Source organism: uncultured Gelidibacter sp., assembly GCF_947500795.1.
In the GTDB taxonomy this organism is placed as follows: domain Bacteria; phylum Bacteroidota; class Bacteroidia; order Flavobacteriales; family Flavobacteriaceae; genus Gelidibacter.
This window is the reverse complement of the sequence record NZ_CANMTE010000003.1, coordinates 288262-313277: the sequence shown is the minus strand read 5'-3', so window position 1 is coordinate 313277 and position 25016 is coordinate 288262. Positions and strand designations below refer to the sequence as shown.

Annotated in this window: 25 protein-coding genes; 9 read left to right on the top strand and 16 right to left on the bottom strand. The window is 38.1% G+C overall.

The window, feature by feature from the left end:
* Positions 1-72: 72 nt before the first annotated feature.
* Genes Q0947_RS09255 through map form a run of 3 tightly spaced genes read right to left on the bottom strand, consistent with a single transcriptional unit; the run spans position 73 to position 2119 of the window.
* Positions 73-837: a class I SAM-dependent methyltransferase gene (locus Q0947_RS09255; RefSeq protein WP_299396183.1), complete on the bottom strand. Its 765-nt coding sequence runs from the start codon at positions 835-837 to the stop codon at positions 73-75.
* Between the two features lie 37 nt (positions 838-874).
* Positions 875-1252, bottom strand: coding sequence for a GxxExxY protein (locus Q0947_RS09250; protein ID WP_299396180.1), 378 nt, complete (start codon positions 1250-1252; stop codon positions 875-877).
* Between the two features lie 48 nt (positions 1253-1300).
* Entirely contained in the window at positions 1301-2119 is an 819-nt protein-coding gene (gene map / locus Q0947_RS09245) for a type I methionyl aminopeptidase (protein ID WP_246922390.1), read from the bottom strand.
* A 121-nt stretch (positions 2120-2240) separates the two neighbouring features.
* On the opposite strand from map, the gene Q0947_RS09240 reads away from it, so the two are divergent.
* Positions 2241-3512 carry an acetyl-CoA hydrolase/transferase C-terminal domain-containing protein gene (locus tag Q0947_RS09240; RefSeq protein ID WP_299396170.1) on the top strand — a complete coding sequence of 424 codons (1272 nt, stop codon included), beginning with the start codon at positions 2241-2243 and terminating at the stop codon, positions 3510-3512.
* Here Q0947_RS09240 and Q0947_RS09235 read toward each other — a convergent pair.
* Together Q0947_RS09235 and gpmI are read right to left on the bottom strand one after the other, a co-directional pair.
* Positions 3509-3922: a BT0820 family HAD-type phosphatase gene (locus tag Q0947_RS09235; protein WP_299396167.1), complete on the bottom strand. Its 414-nt coding sequence runs from the start codon at positions 3920-3922 to the stop codon at positions 3509-3511. The two genes, Q0947_RS09240 and Q0947_RS09235, sit on opposite strands and share 4 nt — an antisense overlap.
* A 55-nt stretch (positions 3923-3977) precedes the next feature.
* Positions 3978-5495: a 2,3-bisphosphoglycerate-independent phosphoglycerate mutase gene (gpmI, locus tag Q0947_RS09230; protein ID WP_299396162.1), complete on the bottom strand. Its 1518-nt coding sequence runs from the start codon at positions 5493-5495 to the stop codon at positions 3978-3980.
* A gap of 231 nt (positions 5496-5726) precedes the next feature.
* Between gpmI and Q0947_RS09225 the strand changes: the two genes are divergently transcribed.
* Positions 5727-6152 carry a GNAT family N-acetyltransferase gene (locus Q0947_RS09225; RefSeq protein WP_299396159.1) on the top strand — a complete coding sequence of 142 codons (426 nt, stop codon included), beginning with the start codon at positions 5727-5729 and terminating at the stop codon, positions 6150-6152.
* 211 nt (positions 6153-6363) lie between these two features.
* On the opposite strand, the gene pepE is transcribed toward Q0947_RS09225, so the two are convergent.
* Positions 6364-7071, bottom strand: coding sequence for a dipeptidase PepE (gene pepE, locus Q0947_RS09220; protein ID WP_299396156.1), 708 nt, complete (start codon positions 7069-7071; stop codon positions 6364-6366).
* A 204-nt stretch (positions 7072-7275) separates the two neighbouring features.
* On the opposite strand from pepE, the gene Q0947_RS09215 reads away from it, so the two are divergent.
* The 6 genes from Q0947_RS09215 (at position 7276) to Q0947_RS09190 (ending at position 13779) form a co-directional block, all read left to right on the top strand.
* On the top strand, positions 7276-8088 hold the full coding sequence (locus Q0947_RS09215; RefSeq protein WP_299396152.1) for a carboxypeptidase-like regulatory domain-containing protein: 813 nt from the start codon (positions 7276-7278) through the stop codon (positions 8086-8088).
* 76 nt (positions 8089-8164) lie between these two features.
* Positions 8165-8848 carry a hypothetical protein gene (locus Q0947_RS09210; RefSeq protein ID WP_299396148.1) on the top strand — a complete coding sequence of 228 codons (684 nt, stop codon included), beginning with the start codon at positions 8165-8167 and terminating at the stop codon, positions 8846-8848.
* A gap of 62 nt (positions 8849-8910) precedes the next feature.
* Positions 8911-9411, top strand: coding sequence for a DUF6702 family protein (locus tag Q0947_RS09205; protein ID WP_299396145.1), 501 nt, complete (start codon positions 8911-8913; stop codon positions 9409-9411).
* A 67-nt stretch (positions 9412-9478) separates the two neighbouring features.
* The gene (locus Q0947_RS09200) at positions 9479-11785 is read left to right on the top strand and encodes a M1 family metallopeptidase (protein ID WP_299396141.1); all 2307 of its coding nucleotides are present in this window, start codon (positions 9479-9481) and stop codon (positions 11783-11785) included.
* An 83-nt stretch (positions 11786-11868) separates the two neighbouring features.
* On the top strand, positions 11869-12159 hold the full coding sequence (locus Q0947_RS09195) for a twin-arginine translocase TatA/TatE family subunit (RefSeq protein ID WP_299396137.1): 291 nt from the start codon (positions 11869-11871) through the stop codon (positions 12157-12159).
* Positions 12160-12273: 114 nt separating this feature from the next.
* Positions 12274-13779, top strand: a complete 1506-nt coding sequence (locus Q0947_RS09190) for a S8 family serine peptidase (RefSeq protein ID WP_299396133.1) — start codon at positions 12274-12276, stop codon at positions 13777-13779.
* Positions 13780-13951: 172 nt separating this feature from the next.
* Here Q0947_RS09190 and Q0947_RS09185 read toward each other — a convergent pair whose 3' ends face one another.
* The 9 genes from Q0947_RS09185 to Q0947_RS09145 all read right to left on the bottom strand — a co-directional run bounded on the left by Q0947_RS09185 (position 13952) and on the right by Q0947_RS09145 (position 23309).
* Complete coding sequence (locus tag Q0947_RS09185; RefSeq protein ID WP_299396129.1) at positions 13952-14593, bottom strand: O-methyltransferase; 642 nt, start codon at positions 14591-14593, stop codon at positions 13952-13954.
* 149 nt (positions 14594-14742) lie between these two features.
* Positions 14743-15831 carry an amidohydrolase family protein gene (locus Q0947_RS09180; protein ID WP_299396124.1) on the bottom strand — a complete coding sequence of 363 codons (1089 nt, stop codon included), beginning with the start codon at positions 15829-15831 and terminating at the stop codon, positions 14743-14745.
* Positions 15832-15945: 114 nt separating this feature from the next.
* Positions 15946-16479 carry a 3-hydroxyanthranilate 3,4-dioxygenase gene (locus Q0947_RS09175; RefSeq protein WP_299396120.1) on the bottom strand — a complete coding sequence of 178 codons (534 nt, stop codon included), beginning with the start codon at positions 16477-16479 and terminating at the stop codon, positions 15946-15948.
* Positions 16480-16626: 147 nt separating this feature from the next.
* Positions 16627-17409 (bottom strand): SDR family oxidoreductase, encoded by a 783-nt coding sequence (locus tag Q0947_RS09170; protein WP_299396116.1) that lies wholly within the window; start codon positions 17407-17409, stop codon positions 16627-16629.
* A gap of 136 nt (positions 17410-17545) precedes the next feature.
* Positions 17546-18985: an aldehyde dehydrogenase gene (locus Q0947_RS09165; RefSeq protein ID WP_299396113.1), complete on the bottom strand. Its 1440-nt coding sequence runs from the start codon at positions 18983-18985 to the stop codon at positions 17546-17548.
* A gap of 65 nt (positions 18986-19050) precedes the next feature.
* On the bottom strand, positions 19051-19491 hold the full coding sequence (locus Q0947_RS09160) for a RidA family protein (RefSeq protein WP_299396110.1): 441 nt from the start codon (positions 19489-19491) through the stop codon (positions 19051-19053).
* 55 nt (positions 19492-19546) lie between these two features.
* Positions 19547-20962, bottom strand: a complete 1416-nt coding sequence (locus Q0947_RS09155) for an NAD(P)/FAD-dependent oxidoreductase (protein WP_299396106.1) — start codon at positions 20960-20962, stop codon at positions 19547-19549.
* Positions 20963-21092: 130 nt separating this feature from the next.
* Positions 21093-22361: a kynureninase gene (gene kynU, locus Q0947_RS09150; RefSeq protein WP_299396103.1), complete on the bottom strand. Its 1269-nt coding sequence runs from the start codon at positions 22359-22361 to the stop codon at positions 21093-21095.
* A 282-nt stretch (positions 22362-22643) separates the two neighbouring features.
* Complete coding sequence (locus tag Q0947_RS09145) at positions 22644-23309, bottom strand: hypothetical protein (protein ID WP_299396101.1); 666 nt, start codon at positions 23307-23309, stop codon at positions 22644-22646.
* A gap of 71 nt (positions 23310-23380) precedes the next feature.
* On the opposite strand from Q0947_RS09145, the gene Q0947_RS09140 reads away from it, so the two are divergent.
* Positions 23381-24184 carry a class I SAM-dependent methyltransferase gene (locus Q0947_RS09140; protein ID WP_299396098.1) on the top strand — a complete coding sequence of 268 codons (804 nt, stop codon included), beginning with the start codon at positions 23381-23383 and terminating at the stop codon, positions 24182-24184.
* A gap of 67 nt (positions 24185-24251) precedes the next feature.
* Here Q0947_RS09140 and msrA read toward each other — a convergent pair whose 3' ends face one another.
* Complete coding sequence (msrA, locus tag Q0947_RS09135; RefSeq protein ID WP_299396093.1) at positions 24252-24902, bottom strand: peptide-methionine (S)-S-oxide reductase MsrA; 651 nt, start codon at positions 24900-24902, stop codon at positions 24252-24254.
* Positions 24903-25016 lie beyond the last annotated feature (114 nt).

Genomic DNA, 25016 nt, shown 5'->3' with positions numbered 1-25016 from the left:
AACATCAGTTTTCTCATTCCGACGAAGGAGGAATCCCATAATCCCAAAACACGAAACTTTTACCCCGACAACTTACTTCCGCACCACCGGAATTACTTCCCCTTTCGCTAAGCAATACCGCATAACGTCTTCATCCGAAAGTGTCGCCGTATAATCAACTTCCTCTACTGTAAATCCAATAGAACGAAGCTTATCAAAATAATCCCGACCATAAATCCGAACATGATCATACTGACCAAAAATAGCAGCCCGTTCTTTCTGATCTGTAATAGTATCATCTTCAAAAGTCTCTGCTCTATTCAAATCCTGAGGAATCTGGAAAATCCCATAACCCCCAGGTTTCATAATTCGATATAATTCCTGCATAGCTTTCGTGTCATCCGGAATATGTTCCAACACATGATTGCATAAAATGACATCAAACTCATTGTCCTTAAACGGCAGATTGCAAATGTCAGCCTTCACATCAGCCAACGGCGAATTTAAATCCGTTGTCACATAATCCAAATGCTTCATTGCTCTGAATCGTTTGTAAAATGCTTGCTCTGGCGCAAAATGAAGGACTTTCTTAGGCGCGGTAAAGAAATCTGTGTCGCTTTTAAGATACAACCATAACAGTCGGTGGCGTTCCAAACTTAATGTTGATGGCGATAACACATTGTTGCGTTGCGTACCATAGCCATAAGGTAAAAAGGTTTTGAAACTCTTACCATCTATCGGATCAGTAAATTTATCGCCCTTTAAAAAGAAAGCTAAAACAGGCCGTGCCACATAACTCAATCGGATGAGGATTGGCCTTGGGATGGTGTTGAGGATTAATTTAAAGAGTTTCTTCAAAATGGGTCACAGAGATTCACAGAGAAAGCGCAGAGATTCACAGAGGTGAATTAATGAAGCGTTTAATGCCTGTAGTTAATAGTTTGGTGTGAAAATTAATGAGCAATCCTTTAGGGAAATGCCCTAGTTTTAGATAGGTTAATATTTGTGCAAAATGCACATCAGTAAACTTATCGACGGTTTTTATTTCGATGACCACCTCATTCTCGACTAATAAATCAATACGATAGCCATGATCAAGCTTAATATCTTTATAAATAATGGGTAGCGGAATTTCTTGCTGAACTTCAAAACCTTGAGACTTGAGTTCGAAAAATAAACACTTCTGATATGCAGATTCCAACAATCCTGGACCTAAAGTTCTATGAACTTCTATGGCTGCTCCAATAATTCGTTCAGTCAATTTATCGTTCATAAATCTCAGTGTATCTCTGCGAAATCTCCGCGTATCTCCGTGAAAGCTCTATAAAACTAAAGCCTTCTGCCTAAACTCATCTTCCTCATCAGACACAATCCCCAATGCTTCATAAATATACCCGAAAGTCGACAATATCTCTGGTTTCCCATCAACGATAGCTACATCGTGTTCAAAATGCGCACTAGGTTTCCCATCTAGAGTAACGATAGTCCAACCGTCATTCAATTGTTTGATACGATGCGTCCCTAAGTTAATCATAGGCTCAATTGCCACAACCATACCTTCAACAAACTTTTTACCACGACCACGTTTTCCGTAGTTAGGCATTTCAGGATCCTCGTGCATTTTCTTCCCTAATCCATGACCTACTAATTCTCTAACCACACCGTAACCTTCGGCTTCGCAATATTGCTGAATAGCAAAACCAACATCACCAACGCGATTGCCGACTTTTAATTCTCTGATACCTACATATAAAGACTCTTTGGTAATTTGAAGGAGCTTTTTGGTTTCAGGTGCAACTTCACCAATTTCAAAAGTATAGGCATGATCCCCGTAAAACTCGTTCTTAATAGCACCACAATCGATGGCTACAACGTCTCCTTCTTTCAAAGGCACATTTGTTGGCAATCCATGGACTACAGCTTCATTGGTACTGCAAAGTAGGGTAGAAGGACAATCATAAAGACCCAAAAATCCAGGAATGGCACCTTGTTCGCGAATAAATTCTTCTGCCATTTTATCCAATTGCATGGTAGTAACGCCAGGTTTTACTTCCTTGGCCAACATGCCTAAAGTTTTAGAAACGATAAGCGCACTTTCACGCATCAATTCTATTTCTTCTCGTGTTTTTTGTATAATCATTGTAAAAAAAATATTGGCAAAGATACTTAAAATAAATGGGGTGGACATTTTTTGAAAACATGACTTTCGACAGTTTTTTACTGCATTTTGTTGGATAGTTTTGCAATTAAATTGGATGAATATGTACAAATCAGTTTCTGCAGAAGAAGCCTTAAAGGCGGTAAAATCAAATGATCGTATTTATATACAGGCAGCCGCTGCCGCTCCACAATTGCTTGTTAATGCCTTGGCTAATCGGCATGAAGAACTCAGGAATGTGGAAATTTGCCAATTGCATACAGAAGGCGAAGCGCCTTATGCCAACCCGGAGTTAAAGGACAGTTTCCATGTGAACTGCTTTTTTATTGGTAAGAACGTCAGACACACCATAAAAGCTGGAAACGGGTCTTATACGCCAGTTTTTTTAAGCGAATTGCCATTACTTTTTAAGCGACGTATTATCGATTTAGATGTCGTTTTAATTCATGTGTCTGTTCCTGATAGGCATGGGTATTGTTCCCTTGGCGTATCTGTAGAAGCCACATTAGCTGCCATTGATAATGCCAAATATGTGATAGCTCAGGTCAATCAGCAAATGCCTAGAACACACGGAGCGGGCATTATTCATATAGCAGAAATTGATGCGTTTGTGGATTGTGATGAACCGTTGCCTATCCATTTTATGGAAGAACCAAATGCAACAGAGGGAAAGATAGGTGATTTTGTGGCCAGTTTAATTGATGATAGAAGCACATTGCAAATGGGTATTGGTAGTATCCCGAATGCGGTATTGTCGAGGTTAACCAATCATAAAGATTTAGGATTGCATACTGAAATGTTTAGTGATGGTGTGATTGATTTAATTTTGAAAAACGTAATCAATGGAAATTATAAAAACATCAATAGAGGTCGGTCCTTAGCAACATTCCTGATGGGCTCGAAACGGTTGTATGATTATGTAGATGATAATCCGTTTATTGAAATGCGCGCTTCCAATTACACTAATGATGTGTCTATCATTAAACAGAATCCTCGAATGGTGGCTATAAATTCTGCTATTGAGGTAGATGTTACCGGGCAAGTATGTGCAGATTCTATCGGTTCTAAGATGTATTCCGGAGTTGGTGGCCAAATGGATTTTATCAGAGGGGCATCTTTAAGTGATGGGGGAAAAGCAATCATCGCATTACCATCAATTACAAAATCAGGGATCAGCCGAATCGTGCCAAGTTTAAAGCCAGGCGCGGGTGTGGTGACTACAAGAGCTCATGTGCATTATGTGGTAACTGAAAACGGTATTGCTGAACTGTATGGTAAAACAATTACCAATAGGGTGAAGGCTTTAGTAAATATCGCGCATCCTGATCATCAAGAAGCTATTGATCGCCAATACTTCGAATTGTTGAGAAGCTAATCTTTACTGAAAAGAGAGAATAAGCCCTTCTTTTTTGGGATAGGAATGTTAGGCTCCTCTTTGGTGATCATTTGATAGATTTCACCCCAACCAAGAACGCCACCAATATTACGGTCATCAATAAATAGATCAGCGTTTATTTTACGGCTTTTAGTATTGTCGAATTGTTCTTCTGGGAAACTACTATTTACAGCATAAAAAGTGATGCCATTTTCTTTACAGAATGCAACCGCTTCGTCCAGACTCTTGCCATATCTGTAGGTCCATAAAATCAAACGGTGCCCATCCTCTTGAAGACGTTTTAGCGTTTCAAAAGCAAATATACGCGGCTTTCCAATTCCTGGATACCGATCTTCTACAATGGTGCCGTCAAAATCTACAGCTATAATAAGTCTGTTCAGAAAATTCATGAGTCAATACTTTGGAATGTAAAAATACAATAAATAATTTGCTTACCTAAACGAGTTATACCAAAGGATGTTGCGTCATGATTGCTGGTTGCGGTACGCCCATTAATTTTAGAATGGTCGGTGCAATATCGCCTAAAATCCCATCATTTATATGTTTCAAATCTTTATCAATTAAAATAATTGGCACCGGATTGGTAGTGTGGGCTGTGTTGGGAGAACCATCAGGGTTGATCATCGTCTCACAATTGCCATGGTCAGCAATCAGTAAAGTGGTGTAATTATGCGCCAACGCTGTGGTGACCACATCTTTCACAACAGTATCTACGGCTTCACAAGCTTTAATGGCGGCTTCCATAACGCCAGTATGACCCACCATATCGCCATTCGCGAAGTTGAGACACACAAAATCTGTAGCTTCACTTTCTAATTCAGGAATTAGCGCATCGCGAAGTTCAAAAGCACTCATTTCGGGTTTTAAATCGTAGGTAGCTACTTTTGGGGAATTTCTTAAAATACGTTTCTCTCCATCAAACGGAATTTCTCGTCCACCTGAAAAGAAGAAGGTGACGTGAGGATATTTTTCTGTCTCCGCAATACGGATTTGTTTTTTATGATATTTCTCCAATACTTCGCCTAAAGTTTCGGTCAGATTATCCTTTTCGAATACGACGTTAATTCCTGTAAATACGTCATCATAATTTGTCATGGTTACATAATACAAATCGAGTTTGTGCATGTTTTGCTCATGAAAATCATATTGAGAAAGGGCTTCGGTTAATTGACGTCCTCTATCGGTTCTAAAGTTGAAGAAAATAACCACATCGCCATCTTTAATGGTTGTTTTTGGAGTACCGTTATGGTCGGTCATGATAATTGGTTGAATGAATTCATCCGTAATATCCTTATCATAACTGTTTTGTAAGGACTGAAGTGCATTCGTCGAGTGTTCGCCGATACCATTTACAACAGCATCATATGCCAATTTTACACGTTCCCAACGTTTATCACGATCCATCGCATAATAACGACCTGTTACAGTAGCCAATTCTGCTGAGGAATCTAAGAGGTGGTTTTGCAATTGAGAAATAAATCCTAAACCAGATTTAGGATCCACATCGCGTCCATCCGTAAACGCATGTACAAAAACATCATCAAGATCGTACTGTTTTGCAGCATCTAATAATCCAAACAAATGGTTGATGTGCGAATGCACACCGCCATCACTCACCAATCCTAAAAGATGTACCGGCTTCTTGTTTTCTTTTGCATACGTAAAAGCATCCACCAATGCTTTCTCTTGAGCAAGGGTGTGATTTTCTACCGCCAAATTGATTTTTACCAAGTCTTGATAGACAATTCTTCCCGCACCTAAATTCATATGACCTACTTCACTATTACCCATTTGGCCTTCAGGGAGACCAACATGGAGTCCGTCAGTTCTTAAAGAAGCACTCGGAAAATTGGAGTATAGGGAATCAATAAATGGTGTGTGAGCATTATCTATAGCTGAAACTTTTGGGTCAGGAGATTTTCCCCAACCGTCAAGAATCATGAGGATGACTTTTTTATTCATGGTAATCAATTTTGAGTTTCAAAGATAAAAGTTTAAAAACTAAATGGTAGTAAAAGAGTGCAAAAAACTTGAAAATACTGAGGATGAAAGTTTCAAATAAAACAGTAGCAATAAGGCGTAAAAAAGGGTGGGATTTTAATTTTTATTTGGTGTGAAAATAATACACTAGGAAACAATCCTTAGCAGTTTATTGTTGAACTAATTTATTTATTTTTACCCAAAATTTTGAGTATGCCCATATCGTTTAAAATTATTGAGCCTGCAAACATTCACACCATTATTCCGTTGATGTTAAAACTGACGGAACACAAGACTTCTGAAGCTGTTTTAAAACAACGTTTTGCTGAAATGGTCACCCAAAACTATGAGTGTGCAGGAATTTTTGATGGTGATAAACTTATCGGAATTTCCGGGATGTGGTTTTGTACGCGTCATTATTCCGGAAGGAGCGTGGAATTAGACCATGTTTTTATAGATGATGGCTATAGAAAGAAAGGTTTGGGCAAGCAGTTTTTGAAATGTATTTATGATTACGTGGCTCAAAAAGGATGTCAGACCGTAGAACTTAATACCTACGTGCAAAACTATCCTTCACATAAATTCTATTACAATGAAGGTTTTGAAATTTTAGGCTATCATTTTTTGAAGAAGCTTTAGGCAACAGCGATTTTAAGTTTTTGACACGAATTTCACGAATTAACACAAATGGCCTTAAACTTTATACAGGCTATGTTATCACATATAAATCTTCAAAAATAATTTCAGCTTAGTTAGGTAAATTGAAATTATCCCTCCCCAATTACTCTATCTTAATACTTAGTACTTAATTCTAAATACTAATCCTAAACCTCACACCTCACACCCTCATTCACTTCAACCTACTCAAATCCGTTCCTGTTTTTACTTCGTAAGCGGATTTATTATACTCGAAAATTCGCGCATCCACTTCCCCTTTTAAAATGATGTTATCGCCGTTCACCTCCAGCCAGCTGCCTTCTCTAAGTCCAACCACAGGCGGTGTGTTATACGCATGAAATTCCTGAATTCTCGTTTCCCTGGTTTCTCCCATGTGTTTGCTGGTAGGGTCGGGATCTAAATAATGCGGATTGATATTAAACGGTACCATGCCCAAAGTCTTGAAGCTTGGAGGGTAAACTATCGGCATGTCATTAGTCGTGTTGATGGTGAGTCCGCATATATTACTGCCGGCACTCGTTCCTAAATATGGTGTTCCACTACGGATAACTTCTTGCAGAGCGCTTATCAAATCGTTTTTATAAAGCTGATTTACGAGTACAAAAGTGTTTCCGCCGCCAACAAATATCCCTTTTGCTTGGTTTAAAGCGTCCTTCGGATTGTCAAATTCATGAATTCCTTTTACGTGTTTTCCTATTTGAATAAAAGCTTCCTTGGCTTTTTCGGTATACTCATCATGGCTAATTCCGCCCGGTCTTGCATAAGGAATAAATAAAATGGTATCCGCATCCTTAAAAAATGAAGTTAGGGTTTCTAATAAATAACTCAAATAGCCACTGCCATGAACTGTGGAAGTACTAGCAATCATCATCTGTTTCATAAATTCAATTTTATTAAGGATTAGTGCTTATGCATTTCGATATGAGATTCTTGCAGGCGATAATCAATCGATTAATGCCTGCGATCTCAATTATTTTGTCGTAAATTTAAGTAATCTGTCACTTTAACAAAAGTTTAATCAGGCTTTAGATTTTAATTAAGAGAGTTCCAACTTTCTTTATGATCCTAACTAAAATGTAATCTTATGAAAACTGCTTTATTTTATCTATTTCTCATCATCCCACTATATGTTGCGACTTCTCAAACCATAAAACGAGTTGAAATCTCTGGAAAGATTGTTGTTGAAAGTAGCGACTTGGAAAATATTACCGTGTTCAATTCATCATCTAAAAAAGGAACCCTTACGGATGAAAACGGATTGTTTAAGCTCAATGTCGCATTAAATGATGTTATTGAAGTTAGAGCGTTGCAGTTTCAGGATTTTAAGGTGACTATTGATGAAAACATCATGAAAACGCGAAGTATGACCGTTTTTTTGGTAGAGAAAGTTAATAAACTAGATGAAGTTATTATTTTGCCTTATGACCTTACGGGGAATCTACTTGTTGATATTGAAAGTGTCAGAACTTTTAATCCCGATTTAGATGCCATTTATTTCGGGTTGGCAAATATGAATGACTATGAGTTTCCAGATGATTATAAATCGAAGGTAGTCAATATCGCAATGCCTGGAACCGGCAATAACATTCAGTATGGTTTTGATGTCATTGGTATTGTGGACTTGTTCCTAAGACCAATCTTCAACTCGAAAAAGAACAAGGAGCGACAAGAACTTAAAAATGCAACTGTCTACACTGAATTTACCGATCATTATAGTACAAAATTCCTCGTTGAAAATTTTAATATCCCAGAGCAAAAAGTTGGTGAGTTTATCAACTATGTCGAAGCTGAAGGACTTGATTATTCGCTGTTGAATTCTGGTAAAGAATTTCAGTTTCTAGAATTTATCAGTCAAAAAAGTAAAGAATTTTTAGCGAAAGATGGTGGAAAGGAATAAGTGTTTTGTCCTTATTCTAGCGATTTTTTGTCTTCAATATACCTTTGGCCAATCGGTCGATTTAAAAGGGCAAATTTTGGCGTCAAGTGACGTTGATGGCATTCATGTTATCAATACAACAGCCAGTAGGTTCACTATTTCTAATAGTACTGGAGAATTTACAATTCCGGCTAAATTGAACGATACCATTCTCTTTTCGGGTATTTCTTATCAACCTAAAAAAGTTGTAATTACTAAATTCATGGTTGCATCGCAGCATGTTACCGTTAATTTAGAAGAATTGGTGAATGCATTAGACGAGGTCGTGGTAGGAAAAATACTCACTGGAGATTTGATGTCTGATTTAAATAATGCGCCATTAAAACCTCAAGTCAATTTTTACAATTTAGGCATCCCTGGGTATACAGGAAAACCTAAAACGCAATCAGAAAGACGCTTGTATGAGGCTACTTCCGGTGGCGGTTTTATTCCGTTAAATCCTATTTTGAATGCTATTTCAGGTCGTACAAAAGAACTTAAGAATCAAGTAAAGCTGGAAAGGTTGGACAATTGCCTTGATAAAATAAAATCGCAATTCGCTGAAATTCTATTCGCTAAATCTAACTTAGAAGAAAGTTTTAAGGTGGAATTCTTTTATTATTGTCAAGATGACCCTAGGTTTGAGCATCTCTGTAAACTGAATAACGACTTGGCTACCTTTGAGTTTTTGGAAGCGAAATTAAAAGTCTACAATGATATTATAGGTTCACGAAAAGAGTAGAATTAAATGTTAGACTGTTTTTTGTAATCGAAAACTGTATTTTTGAACATTGAAAGAAATATATGAAAGCCATTAAACTCTTAGTTTTAGCCATTCTTTTACCGGTAATGATTTCGATGTCGGCACATAAATTTTATGTGAGTGTCACTGAAGTTGAGTATGTACCAGAGAAGAAATCGGTTCAGATCATTTCCAGAATTTTTATTGATGATTTAGAAAACACGTTACGTGAACGCTATGAAAAACGCCTGACTTTAGTGCCCAAAAATGAAGCGGAAGAGGTAGAAGTCTATTTGAAGCGTTACCTAAAAGATAAAATCGTTATAAAAATTAATGGAAAAGCTGTAGACTTTAAATTCATAGGAAAAGAATATGACAACGACATTCTTTTTTGTTATTTGGAAGTGACCGATATCAAAGAGATCAAAACGTTTCAAATTTCCAATACACTGCTGTTTGATAGTTTTGATGACCAACAGAATATCGTAAAACTCAAAATCAACGATGAAAAAAAGAGTTTTATTTTAATGCAGCAGAATGATAAAGCTGTGTTAAAATTTTAACAATTGCCCGTTGATTGCTTCAAAATAATTAAATTTCAAATCTGATTATCAACCATAACTCTTGCAAATGAAACCATTCAAATTCCTGTGTCTTTTAATCTTTTCTATTTCAGTGAGCTCATTCGCTCAAAATGACACCAAACAAGACCGAAAACCGGGTCACGTCAATACCAATAAATTCAGACAATTATATAATGAATTTGCAACGCCTAACATGTATAGAGCTGCATCTGGAGCACCTGGTCATGCATATTACCAGCAACAGGCAGATTATAAAATGAATATTGAATTGGATGATGAAAAGGCAAGAATTCATGGTGATGAAGTTATTACTTACACCAATAATTCTCCTGATGTATTGACCTATTTATGGGTGCAGTTAGATCAGAACCAACGCGCAAAAGATTCAAAATCGCCATTAATTGAAAGTAGCGGTGTGGCAAAAGCGGCTACTACGGAGCAATTTGCATCGGCATATTTGAATGATCCTTTTGAAGGCGGATTTAATATTTTAGAAGTTAAAGATACCAACGGTAAACCCTTACAACATACCATCAATCAAACCATGATGCGTGTTGAACTGCCGCAACCGTTAAAATCTGGCGAAAAATTCTCTTTTGGGATCAAATGGTGGTATAATATCAATGACCATATTAAAGATGGAGGCCGTTCAGGATATGAATTCTTTCCTGAAGATGGCAATAGAGCGTATGTAATTGCGCAGTTTTATCCGCGCATGGCTGTTTACAACGATGTGGAAGGCTGGCAGAATTCACAATTTTGGGGACGCGATGAGTTTGCATTGCCTTTTGGAAATTTTGAAGTGAATATTACCGTTCCTGCAGATCATATTTTGGATGCGACAGGTAAATTGATGAATAGAAAGGAAGTGTTTTCAAAAACGATGCTTGAGCGTTACGAAAAAGCCAAAAAATCGTATGATAAACCAGTGATGATCGTTACGCAAGCTGAAGCTGAAAAGGCCGAAAAAAGCCGTTCGAAAGCTAAAAAGACTTGGAAATTGTATGCAGAAAATGTGCGTGATTTTGGTTTTGCCTCTTCACGTAAATACATTTGGGATATGATGGCTGTCAAAATTGGCGATAAAGATGTGATGGCTGTATCCTTATATCCGAAAGAAGGAAATCCGTTATGGGAAGAATGGTCTACAAAAGCCGTAGCGAGTACTTTGAAGTCGTATTCAAGAATGACTTTTGATTATCCTTATCATAAAGCTATTTCTGTACATGCTGATAGACAAGGGATGGAATACCCAATGATTTGCTGGAATTATGGCCGTCCTGAAAAAGATGGTACGTATAGCGACCGTGTGAAATACGGGATGATGGGCGTAATCATTCATGAAGTTGGGCATAACTTTTTCCCGATGATCGTTAACAGTGATGAGCGCCAATGGACTTGGATGGACGAAGGTTTAAACACCTTTTTACAATATGTTGCGGAACAAGATTTTGGAGAATGGTATCCTGCTGCCTTATCGCCAGAACATAAAACCTTCCCATCACGTCGCGGACCTGCTGTTAATATTATTCCTTACATGGAAGGCAATCAAGATTTCATTGCACCAATTATGAGCAAAGGATTAAACACGTATCAATTTGGAAATAATGCCTATGGAAAACCTGCAACCGCACTTAATATCTTAAGAGAAACGGTTATGGGACGTGAGTTATTCGATTATGCATTTAAGGAATATGCACGTCGATGGATGTTTAAGCACCCAACACCTGAAGATTTTTTCCGAACAATGGAAGATGCTTCTGCAGTAGATTTAGATTGGTTTTGGAGAGGATGGTTTTACACCACGGATTGGGTTGATATTGGCGTGAAAGAAGTGACTAAATTTTATGTATCGTCTGAACCTAACCAATACATTAAAGATGTGGCGGCGAGAAGAAATTTAGATTTGAACAAATTAGAACCTATGGTGTATATGGTAGAAGATGGCAGCGATGAGCTGACTGACGCTATGAAAAATGGTATTCAGGCGGAGGATATTCCATCGCTTAAAGAATATTTAATGGATAATTTTACGGAAGAAGAGCGTAAAAATATCAAAACACCTAAGTATTTTTATAATGTGACCTTTGAAAAACCGGGAGGATTGGTAATGCCAATTATCGTTCAATATAATTATGCAGATGGGACTTCAAAAACAGAAAAATATCCAGCAGAAATTTGGAGATTAAATGACAAACAAGTCAGTAAAGCTATTGCTTCTCAAAAGGAAATTACTTCTATAGTTGTAGATCCTAATGCTGAAACGGCAGATATCGATACGAGCAACAATTCATGGCCAAGAAAAGAAGAAACAAGTCAGTTTGATAACTTTAAAAACAGGGTTCAAGAGTAATTTTGAAACTTTAACTAAAAAGGCCGACTAATTTAACAGTCGGCTTTTTTATTGTATTCAAAACAACTCACTATATTTGCATTGTGATACTACACTCAACATTTTTATTTATCGGGACCACAGAGGTCATGTTCATCCTATTTATAGTGGTGATGGTTTTTGGTGCAGATAAAGTGCCAGACATTGCCAAAGGAATGGGTAAAGGCATGCGTACGCTCAGAGACGCTACCAATGATCTTAAGTCGGAGATTACCAAAACTACCGAAAAGAGCGGTATCAATACCACAGAGTACACCAAATCTATCACTGAAGACATTCAGAAGGTAAAAGATGAGGTCGAGGACACTGTAGGTTCTATTAAACGTAAGATGTAATACGTTTTTGATAAAAATTTTTATACATTTTTATTAAAAAACTAAAATTCACCACCTTTTCATTGTGATAATTGAATATATTTAGAATATTATTAACTTCTAAATAATTTTCGCATGAAAAAACTTCACCTTAAGGCTTTATTCATTCTAATGATCATTATGGTTTCTTGTTCTAAAGAAGAGACACATTTTGAAGAAGAAAAAACTCAGCTTGTTTATCCCGAGAATCCGCTGACTATTGATCAAATCAATGACAAAATTACGGCAACGATAAACGCGACCGGCGATTTTGACTGGAGTAAAGTAGATCCACATTTTCTATGGAGCGCCGTAATTCATGGAGATAATATCCTGACTATTGGTTATGGGGAAAAAGGCGAAAGTTTTTCGGAAGGCGAGAATAAACAGATTATCTCCAAAAAAGATGAAGTTTTGATCGTAGTTGCCCAACAAGAGAATGCGAAAGTGGCAGAATTGAAAACGGTTTCTCATGAAATTATCAATGTTGTTGACGTTGGTATAGAGAATATCAACACCATAATTGAACTCCGTAAGCATAAATACGTTAGATATTTAGAGCCTAATGGTTACAATCATTACAAGGGTAAGGAAAGTTTCCGTTCAAGTTCGGGATGTAATGACAATTCCGCAACGATAAATCCAGCACACTACACTACTATAGCACCTAATAACGCTCAAGTTTCATGGAACTTTAGCAAACATAACATTCCGCAAGCTTGGAATGTCAGTACGGGAGCAGGAGTGACCATTGGATTAATTGATACTGGCGTTTCGGAATCTCAATCCTTATTAAACGCTTCAGGATTTAATGATGGCTATTCGTCAGGACGTACAGTACAAAAATATGGCACGTTTATCGACTCAGGTTGGTGGTGGTCGAGCAATTATGATGGTCCACACGATAAATGTGGTCATGGTACAGCAATGGCCTCTGCTATGGCGTCACCTCGTAATGATAACGGAATGCCAGTTGGTGTAGCTTATAATTCAAATTTAGTGGCATATAGAGCTACAGAAGATGTGTTATTGAATGACTATCATGAGCGAAAGGGTGTTTCAGATGCATTGACACAATTAGGACGTAGGAGTGATGTAAAAATTATCTCCATGTCCATTGGTTATGTATGGTCCATTGGAAATATTAAGGATGCCGTGAAATATGCCTACAGCAAAAACAAATTGATTTTTGCCGCAGGAGGAACCTCTACAAGTTTCACGAATGGCTTTGGGGTAATTTTCCCAGCGTCTATGGATGAAGCCGTAGCCGTAACAGGTGTAGATGATGGAGCTAATTATGAGCGTTGTGAAACTTGTCACAGCGGAAGTAAAATTGATTTTACCATAATTATGGAAGGAGATAATGACACTTCTAAATCGCCACCTGTTTTAGGATTCTATAATGGGACTCGTAATTATACCGGTGGATCTTCAGTTGCTACTGCGACTACTGCAGGCATTGCTGCCTTGGTGTGGTCAAAATATCCTAATTGGTCAAGAGAACAGGTGTTGAATAGGTTAAAACAATCTTCAGCTTTTTATCCAAATAGAAGTAGTGATTTTGGCTATGGTAATATTGATGCTTTGAAAGCAGTGCAATAAGATTTAAAGACAATGTCAGTTTGAGCGCAGGCATTATGATTATAAAAGCAAATGTCAGTTTGAGCGCTGTCGAAAACGTTCTCAAACTGACATTTTATTTGATATTCCATTCTATCGAAGTTGTCTTTAAAAAAATGACAATGCCGCGTTAGATATTCTAAGCATAAAAATTCTATTTCTTTCGAGAGACCGTCAATCCATCACGAATAGGTAACAAGAGGGTTTCCACACGGGCATCGTCTTTAAGCAATTTGTTGTACTTAATTAAAGCTTCTGTAGACACATCATCCTTCTTTAAAGGCTCTATGACCTTTCCGCTCCAAAGTACGTTGTCTGATAAGATAATCCCTCCAGGATTCAACATATCAATCACCATGTGAAAGTAGTTGGCGTAATTTTCCTTGTCAGCATCTATAAAAACCAAATCAAATGTGGTGTTCAACTTCGGAATAATGTCTATTGCATCACCTAAATGCTGCTGAATTTGAGTTCCATAATCAGATTTATCAAAATACTTGCGCTGAAAACCGACGAGTTCTTCATTGATATCAATGGTGTGTAAAACACCATCTTTTTGAAGACCTTCAGCTAAACACAATGCCGAATAACCGGTGTAAGTCCCAATTTCTAAGACAGTTTTAGGATTCACTAATTTTGAAATCATGCTCAAAACCCGACCTTGATAATGTCCGCTGAGCATACGTGGTTGCAGAATTTTTTGATATGTTTCTCGAGTCAGTTGTTGCAATAATTCTGGTTCGTCTTCAGAATGATCAGTGACATATTTTTCTAAAGTTTCAGATAAAAAATTCATGATATTGGTTTTAAATATGCAATCCCGATTGTATAGATTGATTGGTTTTTTAGTGTTTTTGAATTGAAAAGCAACAATTGAAGATTTCTCACAACATAGGAGAACCCAATCTGGTGCTTAGGTTTTTATAAGAGGAATTTTAGTTCTTTTTAATTCCCTAAAATTCTATTGATCAATTTTTGTTTGGCAGCCTCATCATCACCGCACAACCATCTGATAACGTTGTCTTCCCAAATGGCATCGTGCTCATCGGCAGTAATAATTTCTCTTTCCATCGCCAAATCTAAAATTTTGCCTGGGTAGGACGATTGTTGCGCGCTTTCCATTTCACCCAACGGATACGGATCATCCAAGCCCATAAGTACTTGTTTTGAACCTTGGTTTTTAATCAGTAATTGCAAACCTCCGGTATCATGTACTAAAGTGTCAAAGAATATATTTTTATGACCTACAGCTTTTCTCGGGTGACTCTTGCCTTCAAATAAATCGGGCCTACCGTCAAAACCTTGTATACGACGGCCTAAATTGATTTGTGCCAATTGCCCACCGTGCGCGAAACAGGTACGCATATTTGGGAATTTGTCTTGATAGCCATTTAGCGTCAAGAAATGATAGGCGTCAGCGCATTGCGCCAACATCCAAATCAAGTGGAATCGCCATGAAGTATTTTCTAGCTTGATGAATTTCTCACCATCATACGGGTGAATTTCAACAGCCAAATTATATTTACTCGCCAACTCAAAAAGCGGCTCATTTTCTTCATCAAATATACAACGCCAAGTACCAATGGTGTCCATATAATGCGTAGGCAAACACAGGAGTTGCATGCCCAATTCTTCTACACAGCGTTCCATTTCCCACATGGCGCCACGTACAAAACCTGGGTGCACTACAAATCCGGAAGTAAATTTACTCGGATTTTCACGTTGGATTTTCGCATTAAAATCATTTTGAAATCGTAAGGCTTGCTTCATTTCTTCCACTCGCAATCCATTACCGTACAGTTGCGACAGATTTAATACCACCGCATGGTCGATTTTGAAACGTTCCATCCACGCCAATTTTTCATCTAAAAAGAAACTTGAATCCGTTACTGGACGGCTCCAATCTTTTTGAAGCATGAATTTTCGGTCTTTATCAACCCAAAAAATACCTTTGTCCTTCATAAATTGAGGGATTTCCTCAGGGTAAGGCAATAAATGTGAGTGTCCGTTGATGCGTAGTTTACGTTTTTCCATATGTATTTCCCACGACAGCGGGAATCTTATTTTTTATTATCAATTGTTAAAAAGAACTTTGGGATGAGGTCCTTCAAATCTGATTTAGTCTGCGATACCGTTACGATAATGTCATTATTCAATCTTGACCTTTGTAGGCGGTTCCATCAATTCCCCACAATTCGGACATTTGCGTTTGTCCTTATCATTGTAATATTTGTCGAAAATTTTAGGCATATCAGTTTCAATATTTTCAACCGTAAAGTCTTCTTCATAGAGTTTTGTTGTGCAATTTTCACAAAACCATAGCAAGGCGTCGCGCATACCTTCTGGACGTTTATATTCGATAACCAATCCAACAGTATTGGCTTCGCGTTGTGGGGAATGAGGTACTTTAGGTGGCAATAAATAAATATCACCTTCTCTAATATGAACATCTTTAGGCGTGCCGTTATCAATAATTTTTAAAACCATATCACCTTCCACTTGATAGAAGAATTCCGGGGTTTCGTTGTAATGATAATCCTTTCTATTGTTCGGCCCACCAACGACCATCACAATAAAATCGCCATCTTTCCAGACCACTTTATTACCAACTGGTGGTTTTAGAAGATGTCTGTTTTCTTCAATCCATTCCTTGAAATTTATAGGAGAAACTAATTTGCTCATGGTTTTAGTTTTTTGGCGTTAAAGGAACGTCAGACCTGTCTGCCGATAGTTTTCGGGACCTCCATCCTTAACGCAGATTTCGATCTTAAAATTAAGTATAATACCGCAGAACAAAAAGACATTGTTCATGCTTATTTTATCCTGATTTTATAACGATTTGGTGCGGCCACCATCAACAGGCAGGTTAACGCCGTTGATATATCCCGCTTTTTCACTTGCCAAAAACGTCACCGCATACGCCAACTCTTCTGGTTGCGCAAAACGTTTGGCAGGCACCGTATTTTTCATGGCATTGGCAGCTTCTTCTTCCGTCTGACCAGATTTTTCCGATTTATTTTTGATAATATCCGTTAAACGTTCCGTTTCGGTAGCACCAGGAAGTACGTTATTTACGGTAATTCCAAATTGACCAAGTTCATTGGCTAAAGTTTTACTCCAATTGGCAACGGCCCCACGAATAGTGTTGCTAACTCCCAGACCATCCAACGGCTGCTTCACAGAAGTAGAAATAATATTGATAATACGCCCGTAGTTTTGTTCTTTCATAAAAGGCACGACAGCTTGCACCAAAACGTGATTACATTTTAAATGTTGGGTAAAGGCATTTCCAAACTCTTCCAATTTCGCCGAAAATATAGGTCCTCCTGCAGGACCACCAGTATTATTTAATAAGATGTGGAACCCATGATTTTCAGAAATGAACTCAGATACTTTGCGCTCCAACTCCTCAGGTTTAGAAAAGTCGGCCACAATATAGCTGTGATTTTCAGGATTGTTAAGCTTTGAAATAGTGTGCTTCAATTTCTCCTCATTTCGCGCCACCAACGTCACCTTCGCGCCTTCAGCTGCCAATGAAATTGCTGCTGCTTTTCCTATTCCTGCGGTGCTCCCGCAGACTAATGCGTATTTATTGTTTAGTTTTAAATCCATAGTATTCCCGCGAAAGCAGGGATCTTTTTTAAGGTTAATCTATTTTATTAGATGTGAGAAAAGAGAGAAGAGAAAAGAGACTCTTATTATGGTTTAAATAAATTCTCTGTTCTCTGTTCTCTATTCTATATTCTTCTCAATATTTTATACAAACATTCTTCGCTTCCGTAAAAAATCGCAAGGCTTCAAATCCGCCTTCTCGGCCAACTCCGGATGCTTTTATCCCTCCAAAAGGGGTGCGTAAATCGCGCATCATCCAAGTATTTACCCAAACGATTCCGGCTTGTAGTTGATTGCTCATTCGCATGGTGCGTTTTAAATCATTGGTCCAGAGTGTTGCGGATAAGCCATATTTTACTGCATTGGCCATTCTTAAAACGTCATCTTCAGTTTCAAATGGCATAATGGTCACTACCGGGCCGAATATTTCTTCTTGATTAACGCGACATTCGTTTGATGTCACTTCTATAACTGTAGGCTCTAAATAATAGCCGTTTTCGTAATCTTTTATAGTCACTTTATTGCCGCCACAAAGTATGTTTCCTTGTTCTGATTTAGCAATTTCGATATAATTCAAAACTTTTTCTAAATGTGCTTTGGATACCAAGGCGCCAATATTCGTTTCTGCTTCTGAAGGATGACCAACTTTAAGTGCTTTTACTCTGGCGACAAAATCGTCCTTGAATTTCTCATAAATAGACGCTTCCACAAAAATCCTGCTGCCACACAAACAAATCTGACCTTGATTGGCAAATGAAGAGCGCACTGTAGTTTCAAGCATGTCATCATAATCGGAGTCAGCAAAAATGATGTTCGGATTTTTGCCGCCCAATTCCAATGATAATTTCTTAAACATTGGCGCCGCTACTTTGGCGATATGCGCCCCAGTGGCTGTACCGCCTGTAAAACTGATCGCTTTAATGTCTGGATGCTCAATGATGGCTTGCCCTGCGGTAGTTCCTAAGCCGTGAACAATGTTTAACACGCCATTTGGCAATCCAGCTTCTGTACAAATCTCTCCCAATAAATAGGCAGTCATAGGAGTGACTTCACTTGGTTTGGCAACGACGCAGTTTCCAGCGGCTATGGCTGGAGCGATTTTCCAGGTAAAAAGATAGAGTGGGAGGTTCCATGGCGAAATACATCCCACAACTCCAATAGGTTGACGTAAGGTATAATTAATAGCATCCTGGCCCACACTCTCGTGACTTTCACTGCCGAATTGCGTAATCGCATTCCCGAAAAATCGAAAATTACTGGCCGCTCTCGGAATATCCACAGCTTTTGCTAACGAAATTGGTTTCCCATTGTCTTTGCTTTCAGCTTCGGCAAAGCGTTGTAAGTTCGCTTCAAGGAGTTCTGAGATTTTGATAAGGATTCTGCTGCGTTCTTCCAAAGTTGTTTGTGACCAACTCGGAAACGCCGATTTTGCAGCGATATAGGCATTCTCTACATCCTCAGTTGACGAGTTTGGGATGTGTCCGTAAACCTCGCCATCGGCAGGGCAATAATTATCTATCCATTCGTCAGCGACTGGAGGTAAATATTGACCGTTGATGTAGTTCTGTATCTTCATAATGCCTAATCTCAAATAAATCTCTTTTCTCTTCTCTCTATTCTCTATTCTCTATTCTCTATTCTCTATTCTCTATTCTTTTTATAAGCCATCACCTTAATTTCCACCACCAAATCTGGGTGTGGCAATTGATGTACCGCTACAGTAGTTCTGGTTGGTCCTGTTTCTTTATCAAAAAACTCGGCATAAGCTTTATTGTACCCAGCAAAATCGTTCATGTTGACCAAAAATGTAGTAACATCGACAACGTCTTTTAGGGTTGCACCTTCTTTGGCTAGATTTTTCTCAATATTCTTGATGACCTCACGCGTTTGCACTTCAGCATTTAAGTGTTTGGTGCCCATGGCGTCAATAATATCTACACCTGCGATACTATTGTCTGCACGACGGGAACTTGTGCCCGATACAAAAATAAAATCGCCTACGCGTTTGGTATGTGGGTAAGCGCCTCTTGGTGTGACCTTAGTTCCTGCGGCGGTAGGAGTCTCATTTGTTTTTTCTGCCATAACGTCTGTTTTATAATTTAAATCTTATCGCTGTTTAAATTAACTTTTATTATTCTTAGTGTTTAAAATTTTTCGCTACCCGATCATCTTCCAAAATTTCCTCAGTTGCACGATTTACTTTTTCTAAATTTGTTTTTAAATCAGCATTACTATCAAGTTCCTTGTCGGCAAGCATATTCAAGATGGCTTTATCTTGTGCACGACCTCTTAACATGGCTTCTCTATAGCCAATATCTTCATTAAAGGTAACCAATGAATATTTTGACGAATAGTCATCGGGGAAATTCTTTTCGAAGGCCATTTCTAAATTGCGTTTTTCTCTAAAGATCGCATTGTTGACGTGACCTTTCATCTCATGGAAATTGTCAATAGCCAAATCAGCAATAGCGTCAGTGTCCATTTTGCGACTTTTTTCATAGGCCTTAAAAATGGCTTCCCAACCTGCTTCGCTATTTGGTTCTCCTTCATCTAACGCCTTGTCAAATACAACAACATCCTCAAAAGACGCATTCATCCCTTGTCCGTAGAAAGGCACAATGGCATGAGCGGCATCGCCCATCAATAAAGTGTTTCCTTTATAATGCCATGGCGAACATTTAACGGTTCCCAAAGGTGAGGTTGGATTGGTAAAAAAATCATCTACCAAGTTTGGCATCAATGCTAAAGCGTCTTTGAAATATTTTTCAAAAAACTCGAGCACCTTTTCTGGGGTTGTTAAATTTCCAAAATTGTATTCGCCTTCATCAAAACTTATAAACAAGGTGACGGTAAAACTGCCATCTAAATTTGGTAAGGCAATCAGCATAAAACTATCGCGTCCCCAAATATGTAGCGCATTTTTATAAGTTTGGTAGCCTCCATTTTCAGCAGGAAGAATGCTTAACTCTTTGTAACCATGGGTTAACCAATCCTGTGAAAAACTGAATAAAAATTTTTTTCCTAAAAAATAACTTTTCCGCAAAGCTGACCCAGCACCGTCTGTAGCTATAATAACATCAGCGTCTTCAACAAAATTTTCTTTTGTTTCATAATCTTCAAAAAGGGCAGTCGTATTTTCGAAATCGACTGATTTGCATTTTTTATTGAAATGAATATTTACATTTTGATGTTTTTCCGCTTCATCCAATAGTAAAGCATTCAAATCGCCACGAGAAATAGAATTGATAAATTCATGTTCGCGGCCGCTATAAGGCGCCAACACCGTTTTCCCTTCCATATCGTGCAAAAGCCGTCCATTCATTGGGATGCAGAGTTTCTTGACCTGATTTTCCACCCCGGCAAGACGCATCGCTTTTAAACCTCTATCAGAAAGTGCCAAGTTGATGGAGCGCCCTGCACTGATGTCAACCTTACGTAAATCAGGACGCATTTCATAAAGATTCACGTTAAAGCCGCGTTGACCCAATCGTAAAGCGAGTAAGCTGCCGCAAAGTCCAGCGCCGATGATGAGTATGTTTTGTTGTTTTTTCATAGTATGTCCTGCGAAGGCAGGAACCTTTAGTTTTTTGGTTCAATATAAGATTGAAAACCCTTACGTCTTAAATCTCTAACCCCGGCTTTTATCCTCTTTCCTTAAAAAGGGAAGGGATTTTTGAGCATTTTTAATTTAAAATCTCCTTTAATTTTTCTACCAAATGATATACATCCTCAAACGAGTTGTATAATGGTGTTGGCGCACAGCGAATCACGTCAGGTTCACGCCAATCCGAAATGACACCTGCTTCCGTTAATTTATTGTGCAATGCTTTATCTGCATTTTTAACTTGAATAGAGAGTTGACATCCACGTTCGTCAGGATTTGATGGCGTGATGATTTTAATGCTGTCGTTCCCTAATTGATTCAATAGAAACTCGAAATAACCCGTAAGTTCCTTTGATTTTGCAGTTAGTTTTTCCATGCCGACTTCTGCAAAAATGTCTAATGAAGCTTTAATGGCTGCCATTGATAAGATAGGAGGGTTGCTTAATTGCCAACCTTCTGCACCATCGAGTTGATCAAATTCGTCGCGCATTTTAAAGCGTGTGGCTTTATTATGGCTCCACCAACCTGCAAAGCGGTTAAGGTCTTTGTTGTGTGCGTGACGTTCATGAACAAAAGCGCCACCTAAACTTCCAGGCCCAGAATTTAAATATTTATAAGTACACCAAACAGCAAAATCTGCACCTGAATCGTGAAGATTCAATTCCACATTTCCTGCGCCATGTGCACAATCAAAACCAACCAAACAACCATGTTTATGACCGAGTTGGGTGATGCGTTTAAAATCGAAAAATTGTCCTGTGTAATAATTAACGCCACCAATCATAATCAAGGCAATGTCATCGCCTTGCGTTTCCATAATGGCTTCTAAATCTTCATAATTTGCCAATTCTTCGCCTTTTCTGGCTTTCCACAGAACAACACCATCTTTCGGATCAAAACCGTGGTGTTTCAATTGGGATTCAACGGCATATTTATCAGAAGGAAATGCATCAGCTTCAATAAGTATTTTGTAACGTTTTGGTGTTGGCTTATAAAAAGAAACCATCATCAAATGTAGATTGACGGTCAAGGTATTCATGACAATCACTTCAATCGGTTTTGCACCGACCACTTTTGCCATGTTTTCCGTTAACAATTCGTGATAGGGCAACCATGGGTTTTTTGCTTCCGTATGCCCTTCAACACCTAAATTTGCCCAATCTTCCAATTCTTGATTGATATAGTCTTTAGTAGATTTTGGCTGGAGTCCGAGAGAATTTCCAGTCATATAAATCAAATCGTTTCCATTTTTATCTTTTGGAATATGGAAGCGATTTCTATAGGATGCCAATGCATCCGATTGATCTTGTTGTTGCGCGTATGCTAAGCCTAATTTATGATGTGACAAGGTGTATTTATTTTCGGTTGTACACAAAAATAAGAATTATAAGCTTAGAAAGAAGTCCTAAAAAGAGAGTTTATCTGATGCCAAAGTGGATTTCTTTGACATTTTGTAGTAAAGAAAACGGAAGTCTGTTAGAAAAAAAAGAGCTTCAACTTTTTAAGTGGAAGCTCTTTGAATATATAGAGACGCATTGCTGCGGAATATTCATCTGATACACTATATATACGTGGTCTCTACATGTTTTGGATGTCTAGAAAGGTGGTTTTAGCAATAGTTTAACAAATCTTATGGGATGACCTTGATATTTGTAAAATGTAGCGTCCAATCAACCTCTGGACGTTTGTGTGTTTTACTAAATTTAATGCCACTGAACTCTTCAAAATCTTCCCAAGTTGTCATCATGGACGGTTCAGTCGAATTTCCTTTGCGATAGACCCATTCTTTCAGCATAAAATCATCACCATAGTAGAAATCATATGCATCGCCTGGCGTATAGCCACCTTCACTAGTATAGGTGATTGTTATTTTATTGAGTTGTTTTTTGCTGATTGGCGCCTCGGTAATAGTAGCTTCGGAAATGCTTGCTGAGGTGTCCCAAACCAACTGAAAAGGGGCTAATAGCCAGTATTTGTCGTTAATGAAGTTTTTATCTGCCTTTAATGAGGTGCTATCGATAGATTTTCTGTTGTAAGCAACCGTGTCCTTCCCGGAAATCATCACCACATCTTCTGACTTTGGTTTCCAAATCCACGAACGTTCAAAATGCGTCGTATCTCTGTCAACATTAAAAGTGAACTGGAGTTCAGAAACATTTTTCCAGTTTTCTAAACCATGAGCATTGGCAATTTTCTCTGCGGTGGACCATTCTTTTACTATGATTTTGGCTTCTTCCTTTTGTTTACAGGATAATGAGAACGTGACTAATAGGATTAACATTAATGATTTTTTCATCTTTAAATTTTTTTATAAAGATAATCAAGAATGCTCCAGAAGGATTACATTTAAATATCAAAACAGGATATATGGATACAAATGATCATTACTTTAACACCAATAGAGATACGTGGAACACTAAGGTGGGTGTTCACGCTATAAGTGACATGTACAATATGGAAGCTTTCATAAGCGGCAAATCGTCTTTAATGTCCTATGAATTGGAAGCGCTTGGCGATGTGAATGGAAAAACTTTACTGCACTTGCAGTGTCATTTTGGTCAGGATACCTTGAGTTGGAGTAGGATGGGAGCGAAGTGTGTGGGAGTCGATTTGAGCGATAAAGGCATTTCCTTAGCGCAACAGCTCAATGAAGAACTTCAGCTTGATGCCAAGTTTGTATGCTGTAATGTATTGGAAACCTCTAAACACATTTCTGAAATTTTTGATATTGTCTTCACAAGCTATGGCGTCATTGGTTGGTTGCCTGATTTAAAACCTTGGGGACGAATGATTGCAGAGCGCTTAAAGCCAGGAGGCATCTTTTTTATGGCCGAGTTTCACCCTATAGTGTGGATGTTCGATTATTTGGATGGCAAACCTAAACTTAAGTATGGGTATAGGCAGGATGTCGCTATTTACGAAGAGTATGAAGGCACGTATGCAAATCCAAACTCAAAGATGATAAGTAAAGAATATGGCTGGAACCACGGGTTGGGAGCGGTTGTATCGGCTTTGTCAGAAGCAGGATTGCATATTGAATATCTCAAAGAACATGATGAAAGTCCGTACAATGTATTGCCCGATTTAGTGCCAACTGATTCAGGAATGTTTGTGACAAAGGAGAAGCTATATCCTTTAATATTCACTTTGAAAGCAAGCAAAATCTCATAAAAAAACCTCACGGATTTTAATAACCTGTGAGGTCTCGATAAGATTATTAAGAGGATTTGACTAGGTCTTATTGCTTAATCAATTCGGGGAATTTAGCTTTAAAACGTTCATATCTTGGGATGGATACGTTTTGAATGTATGGATTTTGTGGATTGTGTTTTTCGTAATCTTGATGGTAGTCTTCTGCAATCCAAAATTTTTGAAATGGGTACACTTCCGCAGCCACTTTTTGATTCAATTTTTTAGCCAATGCCGCTTTCTTTTCTTCAATTATTTTTTTCTGTGCATCATTCTGATAAAAAATAATGGAACGGTATTGAGAACCGATATCGCCACCCTGGCCATTGACTTGCGTCGGATTTTGTGAGCCAAAATAAACATCAACTAATGTGGCAAAACTTACAACATCCGGATCGTAGATCACTTCTACAGCTTCTGCATGCCCAGTTCGTCCTGTATTGCTTGATTCGTACGTTGGGTTATTAGTATGCCCTCCAGCATAGCCACTAATAACTTCCTCAACACCCTTAACGTGCTCATAAATATTTTCCACACACCAAAAACAGCCACTTGCAAAATAGGCTTTTGCTTTCCCGTTAATGATGGGCACTTCAATAGGGTCAGCGCTTTTAACGGCTTGTTGTTTTTGAGTGTTTTGTGCCGAATTTTGACAACTAAAGAAAAATATGAAGGATATAGCTAAAAAGAGAGATTTCATAATGATGTTTTATAGGTAGTCGCTAAGTTATTTAAAACCTTATTGATATCATGTGAAAGTTGTGCCAAATAAAAAAGCCTTTACACAAATTGTAAAGGCTTCTTAAATATAATG

Bases quoted from the DNA above. Each gene is read 5' to 3' on its own strand.
- Q0947_RS09225 (WP_299396159.1), top strand. From the start codon at position 5,727: ATGCCCATATCGTTTAAAATTATTGAGCCTGCAAACATTCACACCATT.
- Q0947_RS09175 (WP_299396120.1), bottom strand. From the start codon at position 16,479: ATGAGCAAATTAGTTTCTCCTATAAATTTCAAGGAATGGATTGAAGAA.
- Q0947_RS09180 (WP_299396124.1), bottom strand. From the start codon at position 15,831: ATGGAAAAACGTAAACTACGCATCAACGGACACTCACATTTATTGCCT.
- Q0947_RS09185 (WP_299396129.1), bottom strand. From the start codon at position 14,593: ATGAATTTTTTATCTGAAACTTTAGAAAAATATGTCACTGATCATTCT.
- Q0947_RS09165 (WP_299396113.1), bottom strand. From the start codon at position 18,985: ATGAAGATACAGAACTACATCAACGGTCAATATTTACCTCCAGTCGCT.
- Q0947_RS09200 (WP_299396141.1), top strand. From the start codon at position 9,479: ATGAAACCATTCAAATTCCTGTGTCTTTTAATCTTTTCTATTTCAGTG.
- Q0947_RS09170 (WP_299396116.1), bottom strand. From the start codon at position 17,409: ATGGATTTAAAACTAAACAATAAATACGCATTAGTCTGCGGGAGCACC.
- Q0947_RS09140 (WP_299396098.1), top strand. From the start codon at position 23,381: ATGGATACAAATGATCATTACTTTAACACCAATAGAGATACGTGGAAC.
- gpmI (WP_299396162.1), bottom strand. From the start codon at position 5,495: ATGAATAAAAAAGTCATCCTCATGATTCTTGACGGTTGGGGAAAATCT.
- Q0947_RS09155 (WP_299396106.1), bottom strand. From the start codon at position 20,962: ATGAAAAAACAACAAAACATACTCATCATCGGCGCTGGACTTTGCGGC.
- Q0947_RS09160 (WP_299396110.1), bottom strand. From the start codon at position 19,491: ATGGCAGAAAAAACAAATGAGACTCCTACCGCCGCAGGAACTAAGGTC.
- Q0947_RS09145 (WP_299396101.1), bottom strand. From the start codon at position 23,309: ATGAAAAAATCATTAATGTTAATCCTATTAGTCACGTTCTCATTATCC.
- Q0947_RS09215 (WP_299396152.1), top strand. From the start codon at position 7,276: ATGAAAACTGCTTTATTTTATCTATTTCTCATCATCCCACTATATGTT.
- Q0947_RS09235 (WP_299396167.1), bottom strand. From the start codon at position 3,922: ATGAATTTTCTGAACAGACTTATTATAGCTGTAGATTTTGACGGCACC.
- Q0947_RS09240 (WP_299396170.1), top strand. From the start codon at position 2,241: ATGTACAAATCAGTTTCTGCAGAAGAAGCCTTAAAGGCGGTAAAATCA.
- Q0947_RS09205 (WP_299396145.1), top strand. From the start codon at position 8,911: ATGAAAGCCATTAAACTCTTAGTTTTAGCCATTCTTTTACCGGTAATG.
- msrA (WP_299396093.1), bottom strand. From the start codon at position 24,902: ATGAAATCTCTCTTTTTAGCTATATCCTTCATATTTTTCTTTAGTTGT.
- Q0947_RS09250 (WP_299396180.1), bottom strand. From the start codon at position 1,252: ATGAACGATAAATTGACTGAACGAATTATTGGAGCAGCCATAGAAGTT.
- Q0947_RS09190 (WP_299396133.1), top strand. From the start codon at position 12,274: ATGAAAAAACTTCACCTTAAGGCTTTATTCATTCTAATGATCATTATG.
- map (WP_246922390.1), bottom strand. From the start codon at position 2,119: ATGATTATACAAAAAACACGAGAAGAAATAGAATTGATGCGTGAAAGT.
- pepE (WP_299396156.1), bottom strand. From the start codon at position 7,071: ATGAAACAGATGATGATTGCTAGTACTTCCACAGTTCATGGCAGTGGC.